The organism is Cytobacillus firmus NBRC 15306, assembly GCF_001591465.1.
Lineage (GTDB): Bacteria > Bacillota > Bacilli > Bacillales > Cytobacillaceae > Cytobacillus > Cytobacillus firmus.
The window spans coordinates 1-15,475 of the sequence record NZ_BCUY01000012.1; the positions used below are offsets into that span (position 1 = coordinate 1).

General features: G+C 40.1%; 16 protein-coding genes and 1 riboswitch. Of the genes, 10 read left to right on the forward strand and 6 right to left on the reverse strand.

What is annotated here, in order from left to right:
• Positions 1-96: 96 nt before the first annotated feature.
• Positions 97-483, forward strand: coding sequence for a globin domain-containing protein (locus BFI01S_RS05465; protein ID WP_061791701.1), 387 nt, complete (start codon positions 97-99; stop codon positions 481-483).
• Between the two features lie 315 nt (positions 484-798).
• On the opposite strand, the gene BFI01S_RS05470 is transcribed toward BFI01S_RS05465, so the two are convergent.
• Positions 799-2,967: a beta-propeller domain-containing protein gene (locus BFI01S_RS05470; RefSeq protein ID WP_061791702.1), complete on the reverse strand. Its 2,169-nt coding sequence runs from the start codon at positions 2,965-2,967 to the stop codon at positions 799-801.
• A 148-nt stretch (positions 2,968-3,115) separates the two neighbouring features.
• On the opposite strand from BFI01S_RS05470, the gene BFI01S_RS05475 reads away from it, so the two are divergent.
• On the forward strand, positions 3,116-4,057 hold the full coding sequence (locus BFI01S_RS05475; protein ID WP_061791703.1) for a DMT family transporter: 942 nt from the start codon (positions 3,116-3,118) through the stop codon (positions 4,055-4,057).
• Positions 4,058-4,100: 43 nt separating this feature from the next.
• On the opposite strand, the gene BFI01S_RS24305 is transcribed toward BFI01S_RS05475, so the two are convergent.
• Positions 4,101-4,229, reverse strand: coding sequence for a hypothetical protein (locus BFI01S_RS24305; RefSeq protein WP_268875313.1), 129 nt, complete (start codon positions 4,227-4,229; stop codon positions 4,101-4,103).
• A gap of 273 nt (positions 4,230-4,502) precedes the next feature.
• Here BFI01S_RS24305 and BFI01S_RS23280 point away from each other — a divergent pair, with 273 nt between their 5' ends.
• Positions 4,503-4,649 carry a YwzD family small protein gene (locus BFI01S_RS23280; RefSeq protein ID WP_169799728.1) on the forward strand — a complete coding sequence of 49 codons (147 nt, stop codon included), beginning with the start codon at positions 4,503-4,505 and terminating at the stop codon, positions 4,647-4,649.
• 99 nt (positions 4,650-4,748) lie between these two features.
• Positions 4,749-4,925, forward strand: a complete 177-nt coding sequence (locus BFI01S_RS05480; protein WP_156478332.1) for a hypothetical protein — start codon at positions 4,749-4,751, stop codon at positions 4,923-4,925.
• Positions 4,926-4,966: 41 nt separating this feature from the next.
• Here BFI01S_RS05480 and ltaE read toward each other — a convergent pair whose 3' ends face one another.
• A complete protein-coding gene (gene ltaE, locus BFI01S_RS05485) occupies positions 4,967-5,998 on the reverse strand; it encodes a low-specificity L-threonine aldolase (RefSeq protein ID WP_061791705.1) in 1,032 nt (343 codons plus the stop codon).
• Positions 5,999-6,502: 504 nt separating this feature from the next.
• On the opposite strand from ltaE, the gene qoxA reads away from it, so the two are divergent.
• Genes qoxA through qoxD form a run of 4 tightly spaced genes read left to right on the forward strand, consistent with a single transcriptional unit; the run spans position 6,503 to position 10,362 of the window.
• Positions 6,503-7,495, forward strand: a complete 993-nt coding sequence (gene qoxA / locus BFI01S_RS05490) for a cytochrome aa3 quinol oxidase subunit II (protein WP_061791706.1) — start codon at positions 6,503-6,505, stop codon at positions 7,493-7,495.
• Positions 7,485-9,461, forward strand: a complete 1,977-nt coding sequence (gene qoxB, locus BFI01S_RS05495; RefSeq protein ID WP_061791707.1) for a cytochrome aa3 quinol oxidase subunit I — start codon at positions 7,485-7,487, stop codon at positions 9,459-9,461. Before qoxA ends, qoxB begins: the two co-directional genes overlap by 11 nt.
• On the forward strand, positions 9,451-10,056 hold the full coding sequence (gene qoxC / locus BFI01S_RS05500) for a cytochrome aa3 quinol oxidase subunit III (RefSeq protein ID WP_009334518.1): 606 nt from the start codon (positions 9,451-9,453) through the stop codon (positions 10,054-10,056). Before qoxB ends, qoxC begins: the two co-directional genes overlap by 11 nt.
• The gene (gene qoxD, locus BFI01S_RS05505; protein WP_061791708.1) at positions 10,057-10,362 is read left to right on the forward strand and encodes a cytochrome aa3 quinol oxidase subunit IV; all 306 of its coding nucleotides are present in this window, start codon (positions 10,057-10,059) and stop codon (positions 10,360-10,362) included.
• 36 nt (positions 10,363-10,398) lie between these two features.
• On the opposite strand, the gene BFI01S_RS05510 is transcribed toward qoxD, so the two are convergent.
• From BFI01S_RS05510 to thiT, 3 genes are all read right to left on the reverse strand, one after another.
• Positions 10,399-10,638, reverse strand: coding sequence for a hypothetical protein (locus BFI01S_RS05510; protein WP_061791709.1), 240 nt, complete (start codon positions 10,636-10,638; stop codon positions 10,399-10,401).
• A 119-nt stretch (positions 10,639-10,757) separates the two neighbouring features.
• Positions 10,758-11,027 (reverse strand): hypothetical protein, encoded by a 270-nt coding sequence (locus BFI01S_RS05515; protein WP_061791710.1) that lies wholly within the window; start codon positions 11,025-11,027, stop codon positions 10,758-10,760.
• Positions 11,028-11,128: 101 nt separating this feature from the next.
• Positions 11,129-11,728, reverse strand: coding sequence for an energy-coupled thiamine transporter ThiT (gene thiT / locus BFI01S_RS05520; RefSeq protein WP_061791711.1), 600 nt, complete (start codon positions 11,726-11,728; stop codon positions 11,129-11,131).
• 65 nt (positions 11,729-11,793) lie between these two features.
• A riboswitch (TPP riboswitch) is annotated at positions 11,794-11,896 on the reverse strand.
• A 265-nt stretch (positions 11,897-12,161) separates the two neighbouring features.
• Between thiT and BFI01S_RS05525 the strand changes: the two genes are divergently transcribed.
• Positions 12,162-13,895, forward strand: a complete 1,734-nt coding sequence (locus BFI01S_RS05525; protein ID WP_061791712.1) for an AAA family ATPase — start codon at positions 12,162-12,164, stop codon at positions 13,893-13,895.
• A gap of 191 nt (positions 13,896-14,086) precedes the next feature.
• Positions 14,087-15,400: an ATP-binding protein gene (locus tag BFI01S_RS05530; RefSeq protein ID WP_235831110.1), complete on the forward strand. Its 1,314-nt coding sequence runs from the start codon at positions 14,087-14,089 to the stop codon at positions 15,398-15,400.
• Positions 15,401-15,475 lie beyond the last annotated feature (75 nt).

A 15,475-nucleotide genomic window follows, 5' to 3' on the forward strand; every position in this document is an offset into this window, starting at 1 on the left:
CCCCGCTTAATCTCCTTTGATTCCTTTGAGTCTTGAAGTGGAGGTCTTACTGCCCGTTAGACTGCGATAAAATAATGAATTACAAGCAGGTGAAGAATCGTGCAGGATTTTAAAACACTTTTTGAAGAAATAGGCGGAACAGAAACTATTGAAAAACTTGTCGAGGCGTTTTATCCGCGTGTGTATGCAGATCCGGTTTTAAGTCCCCTTTTTGAAGGAGACATTGAGGATATTAAGCGAAAACAAAAGATGTTTCTTACACAATTTCTTGGAGGGCCCCCTCTCTACAGCCAGGAGTTTGGCCCGCCGGCCATGAAACAAAGACATCTTCCGTTTGAGATAACACCATTAAGAGCGCAAAGATGGCTTGCCTGTATGAAGGAGGCCTTTCACGAGACAGGCCTTGAACAAAATCCTGCATCTGTCCTTTTCTATGACCGATTAATACAGGTTGCGGCGATTATGGTAAACAGTCCGGAATGAAGCTGGACCTTCCGTCCGGAAGGTCCAATATACATTAAAGTGATTCAAAATATTCTTTTGCATGCTCTGCCGACTGGAACATTTTTACTTCCCATATGTATTCCAGAGCATGGCCATTTCAGACGATATTAATTTAGGGATACTGCTGCTGTTCATATTCTCACCAGCCAATAGTAAAATTATATTTATATACTATAGACTTTATAATAGCCGTTTTATAGCAAATTCATTCGAAAATATAGAAATTCACTTCCAATATTGTTTTCTGCAGGGTTAAAAGGAAAAAGAACCAGCCGGAAGGCCAGTTCTGATAAATTAATTTAACTTCAGTTCTCCTGCTTTTTGGAACCCATCTGTTTGATAGGCATCAACTTTGTAAGGTGAAATGCTATAAATGCAGTCACCGATAAAGATAAGCCTCTCGATAGCATCTTCCCATTCTTCATAGATCGCTTCTTCTGTCTGATGGGTAATTTCACTTTGGAGTTCGATTCCGTTTTGTACAGTAATCTTGTATACTAACGCTCCCTGGAAGTCGAATATGGATTCAGACTGGCTTCCTTCTTTATTCTTGTAGATCGAAATGGGAAATCCATATAGATTTTTCTTTTTATCTGCGAGCAGCGCTTTGTGATCGTAATTTAAAGGTGAGTAGGTGCCGCGTCCACCGATTATTTCCGTATCCTTTTCAACAGGATTAGTTGTATCACTTACATCGAATAAAGATATTTTAACACCGTCCGTTGTAATAACAGGCTGGCTGCCAACTCCTTTGCCTCCGGTAATCTTTGTATCATGTCCGAAGCCAATAAGATGATTTTCATCCAAAGGGTGCAGGTAATTGCTGAAGCCGGGAATTTTTAATTCACCGAGAACATATGGTTTTTCCGGATTTGAGCCATCAATAACAAAGAGAGGATCCGTTTCCTTAAAAGTAACCATATAAATCCGGTCATTCATAAACCTTGCAGAGTAAATTCTCTCCCCTTTTGCCAGGTCTTCAAGCTGGCCGATCTGCTTTAAATTCTCATCCAAAATGTAAAGGCTATTGGATGAAGGGGTTCGTTCATCCCAGGCTTCCCCCTTGGTTGTCACGACTCTGAAGTTGTCATTATATTCATCCATTGAAAATTGATTTAAAACGGTGCCTTTTATTTCCGCAGATGTCTGGAATTTTACTTTTCCGTCTTTTATATTAAACTTATAGATGCTCGTATCCGGATGTGGCATCTGTCTGTCTGCGATGATTTCATTATTGTAATGGGTGGCTGCTAAATATACATTATTTTTGGACATATAAAATTCATTTCCGCTGCCCAGGTAGCTTGTGACAGCTAATGGCTCCCTGCCTCTTTTTAAATCCAATACAGCTATATTAATATAATTTGCATTTTGGGAACCGGGAAAATATTTTATTTCATTGTAATCAACAATCTGCTGCTCCTTGCTCTCGGCTGTATCATAATAGCGGGGACGCAGATCGGCATTTTCATTTCTTTCCAGTATCCAATATTCGGGACGATAACTTGTAATTAAATATACTTTTCCATCCATTAGCCTCGAAGCAAGCAGGCTGCCCTCAATGTCTGCCTCTCTAATTAGTTTTGGTTTTTGTTTATTTTCGATATTATAAACAATTGTTTTGGCGGATTGAAATGCAGGTGCAATCTTTTTTTCAGAAGACGCCTTCCCAATAGGTTCAGGTATATCTTTATAGCTGTGGCCCAAAACGATTAATTGGCTGTCTTCTATAAATAACTGATAGGGAGAAAAGCCTCCAGTAAAAGTTAACTGAGATTCCAGTTCCATTTTATCTGCAGGAACGGCCTTGATAATCTGGACTTTATTTTCGGAGATTTTGTATATGTGCGTTCCATCTGTTTTTATCAGGTCGGCTTCATCAATACCCGATACTTGCACATTTGTCACCGAATAATCTGTCCCTGCAGAATCTGCTGAGCTCTTTGCACTGCTGCTCTCCTCGCTCACTGCCATATCCCTTCCGGAAAAGAAAGTCCTTTCTTTTTTAAGCATTCTTGAAAAATAACTGTTCAATTTATCTCTTGAGCCAATTGCCGGCAATGTATTTATAACTTTAAAGGCTGTTTTTACTGATTGATTCAGATTTTGTCCTCTCTTTGTTTTAATATCATCTGTAAGGACCAATGTATAATGCGGTGAATGCAGATTATATCCTTCTTCGGGCGGCTGAATTTCAATGGATTTATTATTATTTTCCAAAGAGATTCTTACCTGTTCTTTTTCTCCCTCTTCATTCAGGATATAAACAGAGGTATTGTTAACACTATCCGGATTAAGTTCTTTTGAAAACGTAATCTCCCACACTTTATTGTTTAAAACAATTAACTCTTCATTAGTTCCTGCCAGAGTACTGACAATTTTTAATCTGTTAAAGAATGAAAAAGATACCAGTATGATAAGGATTAATGTGATACCACCAAGAAAAAGCCATTTATTTTTCATGACAGACACCCCTTTTTAAGTAAGTTGACGCGCTGCAACTTCCAATAGTTACAGTTTTTTCAAGAAAAACTTTTCTGAAATTAATGAATTTTTCTGATGGTAAAGGTAAAATTTTATTTATTACAGTAGAGGAGGAAGGTTTTCATTAGTGCTGAACGAGAGAAACAAAACGAACGGCTTTCTGTTGCTGATATTAGCCAATATGATATGGGGAGGTAATTTTGTTATAGGGAGAATTGGTGTAGATTTTTTTCCGCCTGTTTTATTTTCCCTTATGCGCTGGCTCATTGCCTTTCTGCTTTTAACTCCTTTTATGACAAAGCAGCTTAAAAATGATTGGAATATTATAAGGAAGCATATGAAGATTCTTTTGCTTTTGGCCGTTACTGGTATTGCCGGCTACAATACGATCATATACTTTGCACTGCAATATACCACATCTATTAATGCATCAGTCGTAAATAGTACAACACCGCTTTTTATCGCGATTCTTGCCGTATTTCTATTAAGAGAAAAGCTTTTGGCACACCATGCAGCAGGAATCATCCTGTCAGTCTTTGGGATTTTATTTGTCATTTCAAAGGGATCGGTTGAAGTGTTTCTTTCATGGGAAATTAATGCCGGGGATTTTTACGTTTTGGCGGCGGTTTTTATGTGGGCTTTGTATTCTGTGATTGTCAAAAAATATGCAGACGTCTTGCCTTTGCTATCTTCTTTTTATGTATCAGTATTTCTTGGCATTTTTCTATTGGCGCCTTTAAGCCTGATTGAATATTTGTGGCTGGAAGCAGCAAAACCTGTCTTCACTCTTCCCTCCATAGGGATCTTGCTGTATGTTGGGTTTCTGGCTTCCATTATGGCGTTTCTATCGTGGAATTTTGGAGTTCACATAATCGGAGCAGCCAAAGCGGGGGTATTTCTGAATCTCCTTCCTGTTTTTGCTATTATCTTCGCATTGTGTTTTACACAGGAAAAATTGTATCTGTATCAGATAATTGGCGGGGGAATTGTGATTCTCGGCGTAGTCCTATCTTCCAGGAAATCTTTGCGATTCAAGAATCACCCACAAGAGGATAAGTTTTCGGCCTAAAAACTCCCCTCAGCTTCTGTCTGAGGGGAGTTTCTTTTATATATTACCAATCCTGGGTATGCTCTAATAAATGATCAATTTCCACCTGTCTGATCATATAGCCAAAATCTTCTTCGGCAATCTCCGATGTGGATTCCAATAGCTGATCAATATCCATTTGCACCAATCTCATAACCAGACCTCCATTTTAACTAAGTAATCTATAATCTCTTTCCTGCTATACTATTCGCTGTTCAGATGACAGGTATGGGGGCAGGCCGGAAATATTATCAATATTTAATACCCGACTTTACGAGATATCAATCATTTATGCAAAAAATAATGGTTGAATGATTGTTCATTTTTTTCACGCATCAGCTGACAGGTTAATAGTATATAGTGAGTTTTAAAAAATCTTACCAGGGTATAGAGTCATAAAATACATTGCTGTTTGAAGGTGTCTATTATGAAATCTAACTTTAGTGATTTTGCAAAGCTATTGGAATCTGCTCTTGATAAAGGGCAAACAGATACAGAAATGACCATCCATGAACTGCTTGATGATATAAAAACCCAGCTTGAACCTTTAATCAACAAAAAGGAAATCGGCTAATGCGCCGATTCCCTTTTATCGCAGTCTAACGGGCAGTAAGACCCCCTCTGATTGAAGTTTCACTTTTTAATTGGTACAATGCCAAGAAGGAGGATTTTTTTGAGGCAATATATCGTTACCGGCATGAATGGTGCCCATTATTATGGTTATCCCCAGGTGCAGTATGGCCCCTGGTGGCAGCCAATCCATCAAGGCTATCCCTATCATAGCGTTTGGCATCAGAGTCATTTGCACTCCAGCCATTACACTGCTGCTCCTCAACAGAGATATTATTAAATCGAAAAAACGCATGCCGGAAGACATGCGTTTTTATCTGGTTATATTATTTGATCAGCTGTTTTTTGAATAGCTGTTATTGCATGTTCAAGCTGGCTTCTGTTCACATCATAGTGAGTAACAAAACGTACATAACTAGGTCCAAAAGTTCCTGAAAGAACTCCTTCAGCTCTTAATTTTTCAACAAATTCCGATGAATTCATCTTTAGATTTTTCACATCTGCCACAATGATATTCGTATCCACTTGATTTACAATTTCAATTCCTCTGATTTGGCCAAGCTGCTTTGCAAGGTATTGGGCATTTTCATGGTCCTCTGCCAGGCGTTCTCTCATTTGGGTTAATGCAATAAGGCCTGGAGCAGCTATGATGCCAGCCTGGCGGAGTCCCCCTCCGAGTCTTTTGCGCCATTTTCTGGCGGCTGTAATAAAATCTCTGTTTCCTGCCAGTATTGATCCAACAGGAGCACCAAGCCCTTTGGATAGGCATACCTGGACAGTATCGCAATGCGTTGCTAATTCGGAAGCCGGCAGGTTCAGTGCTGCTGCGGCATTGAATAATCTTGCTCCATCTATATGTACAGGGACGTTATTTGCTTTTGCGATAGTATGAATTTCTTTCATATTATCAATGGGAATAACGGCACCTCCGGCTCTATTATGCGTATTTTCAAGGCAAATCAAGCCTGTTTCAGGAAAATGCTGATCTGCTCCCCTAATAGCATACTCTACATCAGAAGGGTTCATTGCCCCTCTTGTCCCATTTATTGTTCTCGTCTGGACGCCGGCAAACGCAGAAGCTGCTCCGCTTTCATAATAAAAAATATGACTTTCTGCTTCGAGAATAATTTCATTGCCAGGGCGGCAATGTGTTAAGATTGCGATCTGATTTCCCTGTGTTCCGCTTGTTACAAAAAGAGCTGCTTCCTTTCCAAGCACTTCAGCAGCTGTCTCCTCCAGTTGATTTATTGAAGGATCCTCTCCATAAACATCATCTCCAACTTCCGCTTCATAAGCCGCTTTTCTCATAGCTTCAGTCGGCTTTGTGACTGTATCGCTTCTTAAATCAATCATGTCCTCACCCTGTCTCTATCTATTTTATTTTTACTTCATGTTACTGTACTATTCTGTATTTTTCAATTAATAAGAAAGAGCCATTGCAGGTCCCTGATAAATATTAATATGCAGGTTACAAAAGCTCTTTCATGCTGCACCAGGAATCTAATTTTTTGTATTTTTTCCTTTATTATTGAAAAACTTCCTTGGAAAAAACTAACCACAAATAATGTTCAAAAGTTGTTCAAAAATTAATTATGATGTTAAAACGTTGTTGTAATGCTATTTGCAGAAAATGAATTACTATACAAAAGGTTTACATTTATTTCCTTCTAAGTTTTGTCACAACTTTTCACAATTGCTTATGTTAATATCATTTACACAGTGATAACTAAGTTAAATAAAGGGTTCAAGGATGTGTAAGTTTTCCAGCCATATATTTTTTGACATCTTTGTGAAAGTGCGCACATTATATGTGAATTATTTAACAATAGTTTTTGTTTAAAGGAGATGAAACATCAGATGAAAAAAATGCTGCTCTCTTTAACAGCTTTATTGCCGATGCTTATTCTCAGCGGCTGCAATATGGTTGTGTTTGAACCGCAGGGTCCTGTTGCAAGAAGCATTACCGAATTAATTAACTGGTCCCTGATCTGGATGCTTCTTGTTGTAGTAGTCGTATTTGGATTATTCGGCTATATCGTATGGAAATATCGTGAGAAACCTGAAAATAAGGATTATGAACCACCTGAGGAGCATGGAAGCACACTCCTTGAAATTATCTGGACCGGGATTCCGATCTTAATTGTCATAGCGTTAACGATCCCGACCGTAAAAACACTTTATGCTCTCGAAGAAGCACCAAAAGGCTACGAAGAAAAAGAGCCTATTACCATACATGTTACATCTGCTGACTGGAAATGGATTTTCAGTTATCCAGAAGAAGGAATTGAGACGGTGAACTATGTCAATATTCCAGAAGATACTCCTGTACTCTTCAAAATGACATCCGCAAGCACAATGCAGTCTTTCTGGGTGCCTGCACTTGGCGGACAAAAGTACACCATGCCAAAAATGGAAACAGAATTATATCTTGTTGCAGACAACCCTGGATCATATGAAGGCCAGAATACTAACTTTAACGGCCGCGGCTATGCGGATATGAAATTTGAAGTGCTTGCCCAAACCCAGGAAGATTTCGACCAATGGGTTGAAGATGTTAAGGATACAGCGCCTAAATTGACAGAGAAAGAATATGTAGGGCTGCTGAAGCCAACTCATTTAGGCAGGCTGACATATTCCAATACTCATTTGGAATGGGTGAACCATGCCGATCCTGACTCTAAAGCGTATACAAATCCTGAACTTTACAGAGGCCATGGATATCAGGGTAAGACATTCGAAGAAGATGATAATTATAAAAATGAGAAACCGAATGTAATTGAAGGTCATGGCGAAGATAAGGGTCATGACGACAATGAAGAAAACCATGGAGGTGACCATCATGGGCATTAAATGGGATGAGTTTTTTATTACGGGAGATCCCCTTATACTAGGTTCCCAGATTGCCATTTTGCTGACAATGATTGGTGCAGTGGCAGGAATTACCTATTTGAAAAAGTGGAAATACCTGTGGACAGAATGGCTGACTACAGTCGATCATAAAAAAATCGGTATTATGTATATCATTTCAGCCGTATTGATGTTTTTCCGCGGCGGTATGGACGGGTTGCTGATGAAAGCTCAGACATCACGTCCTGAAATGGAATTCCTTAATTCCCAGCATTACAACGAAATTTTCACAACACACGGCGTGATTATGATTCTATTCATGGCAATGCCGTTTTTGATTGGATTAATGAACGTTGTCATTCCGCTGCAGATCGGTGCGCGTGACGTCGCCTTCCCGCAGCTGAATGCACTGAGCTTCTGGCTGTTCTTCAGCGGAGCTATGCTATTCAATATTTCCTTTGTTATCGGAGGGTCACCTGATGCAGGCTGGACTTCCTACTTCCCTCTTGCAGGCAAGGAATTCAGTCCGGGAATCGGTAATAACTATTATGCAGTTGCCCTTCAGATTGCCGGTATCGGTACGTTAATGACAGGTATAAACTTTATCGTCACGATTTTGAAAATGAGAACAAAAGGCATGACACTGATGAAAATGCCGATGTTTACGTGGACTACTTTCGTAACATCCATTTTGATTGTGGCGGCTTTCCCTATTTTCACAGTCGCATTGGCATTGATGACGTTTGACCGTCTATATGGAACGCACTTCTTTACCGTATCCGGCGGAGGCATGGATATGCTTTGGGCTAACCTTTTCTGGCTATGGGGCCACCCTGAGGTATATATTGTTGCCCTTCCTGCTTTCGGGATTTTTTCGGAAGTCATTGCAACTTTTTCAAGAAAATCATTGTTTGGATATAAATCGATGGTATTTTCCATCCTTGGAATAGCACTTCTAAGTATGGTTGTATGGGTTCACCATTTCTATACAATGGGTTCAGGACCTGCAGTTAACTCATTCTTCTCCATCACGACGATGGCGATTGCCATACCGACTGGAGTTAAGATGTTCAACTGGCTGTTTACGATGAGGAAAGGCCGCATAAAAATTACTTCCGCCATGCTTTGGGCACTGGCATTCGTCCCATGCTTCGTCATAGGCGGGGTTACAGGCGTCATGCTGGCAATGGGTGCAGCAGATTATCAATATCACAATACATTATTCCTTGTTGCTCACTTCCACTATGTATTGATTCCAGGTGTCGTATTTGCGGTATTTGCTGGTCTTTACTACTGGTGGCCAAAAATGTTCGGCTTCATGCTGAATGAAAAACTCGGAAAATGGCATTTCTGGCTATTTGTTATCGGCTTTAACGTAACATTCATGCCTATGTTCTTCCTTGGATTAAACGGAGCTGTAAGACGTGCATACACATACTCTGCCGAATCAGGCTTTGCACCTCTATTCATGCTTTCGGCCATTGGTTCAATTGTTCTCGCAGCCGGATTCGCTGTATTCTGCTATAACATTTACTGGAGCATCCGCTATGCGGACAGAAACATTTCAAGCGACCCATGGGATGCAAGAACACTGGAATGGTCTACTGCATCACCTGTTCAATTCTATAACTTTGCGAAGCTGCCGGAAGTGAAATCCCTTGACCCATTCTGGCACATGAAGAAAAAGAATGAAGGCTTAACATTGCATGACAGTGAAATTGAAGAAATTCATATGCCAAGCAATTCATGGCTGCCGATTTATATGGGTGTTATCTTTGGCATCGCAGGCTTCTTCCTTGTATTTGAATGGCATATCGCTGCGGCTGTTGCCGGTATCGGCATCTTTGCCGGATTGATTATCCGTTCATTCGATTACAATGAAGGCTTCCATGTTTCAAAAGAAGAGATTCACAGAATTGAAAACGCGTGGAGAAAAACAGAAGGAGAGGTGCACGATCATGTCAGCTAAAGTGGATACGTCTTTGCCGCTTGAATATCAAACTGAGCAGGACCGCATGAATATTCTCGGCTTCTGGGTTTTCCTTGGCGCTGAAATCGTCCTGTTTGCCACTCTGTTCGGAGTATATGGAGTTTTATATGAACGCTTTGCAGGAGGGCCAACACATAAAGACATTTTTGTCATCAAGGATGTCATGATTCAGACAGTCCTCCTTTTGACAAGCAGCTTTACAATGGGTATCGCCATTTTTGAAATGCGCCGGCATAACCTTAAAGGGCTAATCACCTGGCTGGTGATTACCCTCGCTCTAGGCGCAGGCTTCCTCTTCATGGAGATTAATGAATTCATCCATTATGCCCATGAAGGTGCAACGATGCAGACAAGCGCATTCCTTTCCAGCTTATTTGTACTACTTGGGACACACGGAGCTCACGTAACTTTGGGAATCGGCTGGGCAACTATGGTCATCATTCAGCTTCTAAAAAGAGGCCTTACCCCTACTACAGCAAGAAAGACGTTTATTATCGGCCTTTACTGGCACTTCCTTGATGTAGTCTGGATCTTTATCTTCACATTCGTGTATCTGAAAGGACTGGTGGCTTAAATGGAACATCATCAATCAAAAAGCTTCCCGATAAGCCATGTCATTGGATTTGTTGTTTCTCTAGTGCTGACATTTGCAGCGGCAGGAATTGCTTTGAAAACGAACCTCTCTTTTAAAGTGATCATGTGGATCATCGGCTCCCTGGCTGTTATTCAGGCAGGCATGCAGCTGTTCATGTTCATGCACTTAAGAGAAGGTGAACACGGTAAGACGAATCTAATAAATATGATTTATGCCGTATTTATGGTAATTGTTATTGTAGTTGGTTCTATTTGGGTGTTAACCTCTGGACATGCTTCACATTAAGTATAAAAAAACCGGTCTCCCCATTGGAGGCCGGTTTTATTTGTATTGTCTGATTCCCTTGCTTCCCTTTGTCATTTCTTCCATTACATTAATAAAAAATCCGAATCCGAACAGCAGCATGGAAGAAACCATAATGCTTAAGCCGATGGATAATACATACTCGCCTGTGATGCCGCTTACAAAAAAGCTTGAAATAAATACAATAAATCCTAATATAATGCCTGCTGCTGTAATATTCCTAAAAAAATGCAGGACGCGCTGCTGTTGAAGTGTCATTCTCCCATCTCCTTTTATTTAATATTCTAACTATGTTCACAAATTTGTCAAACTTTTTGTCACAAATCTGTCAAAATTATATGAAAAAAAAACCGCTCTGCAAGTAGCAAAGCGATTTTCTACTGATATAGCTTTTTAATGTTCTCCAAATCTTTCTTCAGGCTGCATATTTCCTGCCGGGTCAGCATGAGCGGCATTTGATCGTAGAGTGTAATAATTTGCCCTTCCTCATCTTCTTCATGAAGTAATAGATAGTTATACAGAGTTTCACATTGATGTTTGTTGAGGACCGACTGGGTACTGAAACTTTTTACTTTCTGGATTTCAAAAGCACTGGCTTCCGCATCAAATACGCCTGTAATAATGTTTCCCTGCAAAGTATTAGACAAAGTCTTCACTCCCCTTTTTGAGTAATATACCCATTTTTCAGGAGCAGTTTCCTAAAATATGAAAAAAACCTCTTTGAAAATTTTCAAAGAGGCTGATTATATTAGGAAACACGTTTTTGAGATTGAATAACTTCATCCGTTTTTCTAACGATTAATCTCGGAGCCGAAGATATAATTAATACAGATAAAATCGAGCAGAGAATAGCTGCTCCGAGCATGGTTGCACCGTTTGCCAGGAAGGAGAAGAGTACTGGTGACATCCCTTTTGGCGCATAGCTTCCAAAGAAAAGGACACCTGCTATGAAATGCCAGAAATATCGGGCAAGGCTTCCGGCAAACACAGCTAAAACTATCCAGCCCAATGCCTTTTTCTTGTTTCCGCTGCGAAGCTGATTTTGAATTGGGCGGAAAAACAAACCGGCAAAACCAATACAGGCAAATGCGACAAAGTACTCAATAAATGCCTGAAGCGGAGTCGCAATCCAGGCATCTCCCATGGCAATCTGCAATATTCCCCATAATAGGCCAGCAATAAAGCTGACCTTAAAGCCCCATCTGAATGCCAAAATGAATATGGGAATCATCGCAGCAGAAATCGAAATGGAAGGCGACAGCTTAATAGACGGAAGGAAATCCAAAATAATGGCAAATGCTGCAAAAAATGAAGCTTCAATCATTGCTGTCAGACTTAATTTTTTCATAAAAAAATCCCCCTTTAATCGTATGACGATACCCCAAGGGAGAACAAGCAGGCAGAAAACTATATCTGCCCATTATTCCACATTCCTGCGCTAGCATTAACTAACAGGTTCAAAGGGTCAGAACAGCGGACTGTTCACTCTCAGCGATATGCTCCCCTTGTGGCACGTTATTATATTATCCAATTTTAGTATAAATGAAATCATTGAAAGTGAAAAGGATCCTTTGAAAAAACTTTTTTAATTTATATGTCAGGTTTTCGCCTGCTTGTCACATTTTTTTCACATAATGATGCCATCTGAACGCTGTTGTAGCACACTTTCTTATTAAGAATATTATTTTTCCATAATTTACAACGTTTAAAAAGTGAAAAACCCTGTATTTAACAATTTTAATTTCTTATAATGTAGGTATGTTCAATGAGGAGGGAAATAGTTGAAATCACGTCTTAAGAAGCCTTCGACGATTATTTCTATTGCTGCATTGGTAGTCACGGTGATTTTGGCGGCGGTTATTTGGACCGTACAAGCAGGAAATAAGGATGTGACGGTTCCGTTTTCTTCTGTGGAAAAAATTATAGCCTCCCAGGATGGAAAGACTGTTGCAGTACAGGAATATAAAAATGGAAAACTGCTGATCACAGCTCCTGATGGCGAGTACATCTCCCATGTGCCTCCCAACAGCGATATGGTTGATAAATTAGTAGAAACCTATAATATACAATATACATTCGCAGCCACAGGACCATATACCCCTTGGATTCTCGGCGGTATAGTCCTTTTGTTCATTGCCATAGGAATTTACCTGTTTAAGTCAGGAAAAGGCGGAATGGGCGCTACAAATACAATGAAGCAAAGTGTCTCAAAGCCTAAAGCCCTTCCTTCCATTTCACTTGAAGATGTTGGCGGAATTCAGGAGGAAATGAAAGAGGAAATTATGCAGACTCTTTCCATTTTAAAAGAACCAGAGCGCTCTTTGAAAATGGGGATTAAGCCGCCGAAGGGAATTCTTTTGTACGGACCTCCCGGAACGGGAAAAACATTGCTGGCTCAGGCAATCGCCAAGGAAATGGGAGCCACTTTTTTCTCAACAAGCGGTTCCGGGTTTAATGAATTATTCGTCGGCGTGGGAGCTTCCCGTGTCAGAAACCTTTTCCAGAATGCCAGAAAGCATTCCCCTGCTGTCGTCTTTATTGACGAAGTAGATGCACTTGCAGGACGAAGAAAGCAGCATGGCGGAGAAGAAAGTGAAAAAACATTAACTGAACTGCTGGTCCAGCTGGACGGCGGACATTCCAATGATGGAATACTATTTATTGCAGCGACAAACAGGAAGGATATGCTCGATGAAGCCTTCCTCCGTCCGGGGCGTATTGACTTCTCCTTCAATGTCCCTCTTCCGGATACAAAGGGCCGAAGAGAGATTATCAATATTCACACGAAAAATAGATTACTTGCTGAGGATGTCATGACAACACTTGGCGATCTGGCAGAAAGCACTTCTGGATTCTCGGGAGCAGATCTTCATTCCCTTTTTGAAACGGCAAGCCGCAGAGCTGTCCGTAATGGCCAGGAAATTATCTCTAAGGATGATTTGGATTATGCGCTGGACCGGACCATTCTGGGAACAACCACCCGGGCATTGCAGGATCCCGGCACGAAGCAGCGGGTTGCCATACACGAAGCTGGCCATGCCTTAGTGGCTGCTTTAACAAAACCTGGATCCGTCAGAAAAGTAACCATCATACCGAGGGGTGAAGCACTTGGTTACGTAGCCCCTATTCAAAAAGAACTTCACTTATCGACAACAAGTGAATTGCTTGATCAGGTTGCCATGATTCTCGCAGGCGGTGTATCAGAACGAATGATTCTTGGCGAGCATAGCATTGGAGTAAGCGGTGATGTTAAACAAGCCAAGCATATCATAGAGCAAATGGTTGATACCGGGTTACTGGATAACGGCTTTGAGCTTACCTTTAACAAAGGTCAAAAAGAAGCAAAAATGCAGGATCTTTTCCAGAAAGCACTGGAAAGATGCGAATTGATTATTGCAAATCATCAGCCTCAATTTGAAACTCTGGTAGAGGCCCTTCTTGAAAAAGAAACTCTGGAAGGCAGTGAAGTCCAGGAGATTGTTGGAGAATTGAAGTCTGAAATGGTAATAGCATGATGAGAAACCGGCCCCCTGCGGGCCGGTTTTTTATTATGGAACTGCGGGCCATTTGTAAATAATCAAATTAACCCATAATAATGTTATGTAAACAAATGTTTCGTTCATATAACCAGAATAAATAAATGTTCCCATATAAAGGATTCTTCCTCTCTTTTGTTTAATTAATAATAAACCTGCATGATGGAGGAATGGTTCTTTTGTATGATTTCACAGCTGACTTGATTTTTCACTTTCTGATTATGATAATGATCCCTTTTATCCATAAGATCTCTTCTCATCGGGGGGATCGCTGGAAAACTTCTGCCCCTCTTTTATTTGTTCTTTTTTTAGCGCTTTTCCTTACTATGACTTTTCCGGTAGAAATTGCAGGCGGTCAGTTTTTTGACTTGAAATTTATTCCTGTTTTTGTTGCCTATTTTTACATTAAGCCTCTTGCAGGCTTCCTGACTATTTTTGTATTGATTTCTTTTAAGGGCTTCTTTTCACCAGGAGACATTTGGATTGCGCTCGTAAATTACACAATTATTTCTGTGCTCTTTTTCTATGCGTCAAAATTCTATAAAAAATGTACATTTAGACAAAAACTCAGTATAGCTGTTGTATTTTATCTTCCCATTACGATAACCAGGTATGTTATTTTCCTCCAAAAGGATATAAACGAAGACGCTGTATACTTACTATTGTTTTCAGCAGTTTCCATTGTGACTCTTTCTATGATCATCTATTTGATTGAAATGAATCTGCTTCAGGAAAAGATGATGGAAAAACTGAGAAATGCGGAAAAAATCAATGCGATCAGTCAGCTGGCTGCGTCCATCGCCCATGAAATTAGGAATCCAATGACTACTGTAAGAGGTTTTCTGCAAATGCTTAAAAATGAAAAAAACCTGACTGCAGATCAAAAGACATTTATTAAAATTTCTTTGGAAGAGCTGGACAGATCCAATCATATTATTAGTGATTTCCTCTCACTTGCACGCCCGGAAACTCCTGTTGCCAGTAAAGTTTCTCTTTCCGGAGTATTAATGGAGGTGGCTGATTTTATGCGGCCATATGGACTGATGACAAAGGTTGAAATAAGGACAAGTATTTTTGAAGGCATTTTTATCATGGGTAATCCGAATGAAATGAAGCAATTATTTATAAACTTAATGAAAAATAGTATAGAAGCCATGCCTGATGGAGGTATTCTAGAGATTTCAGCATTCAAAAGAAATACTACAGCAGATATACAAATTAAAGATGAAGGTGTCGGAATGTCGAAAGAAAAACTCCAAATGCTCGGTCAGCCCTATTACTCAACGAAAACGAAAGGAACCGGCTTAGGATTAATGATATCTTTTGACATCATCAATCGTTTGAAAGGAAAATATGCAATAGAAAGCACACAGAATAAAGGAACCTGCTTTACTATTTCGCTGCCTCTTTATTACTCGTCCGAAGTGATCCGGCAGCCTTCTTTCCAGAACAGGTCTGAAGGCCAGCGTATAAATGAGAGTTAACTCCAAATGACTGAATGGGAATCCTGCCGAAAATTAATGCTCGACAGCATAGGTTAGTGATGAATCAAAAACATT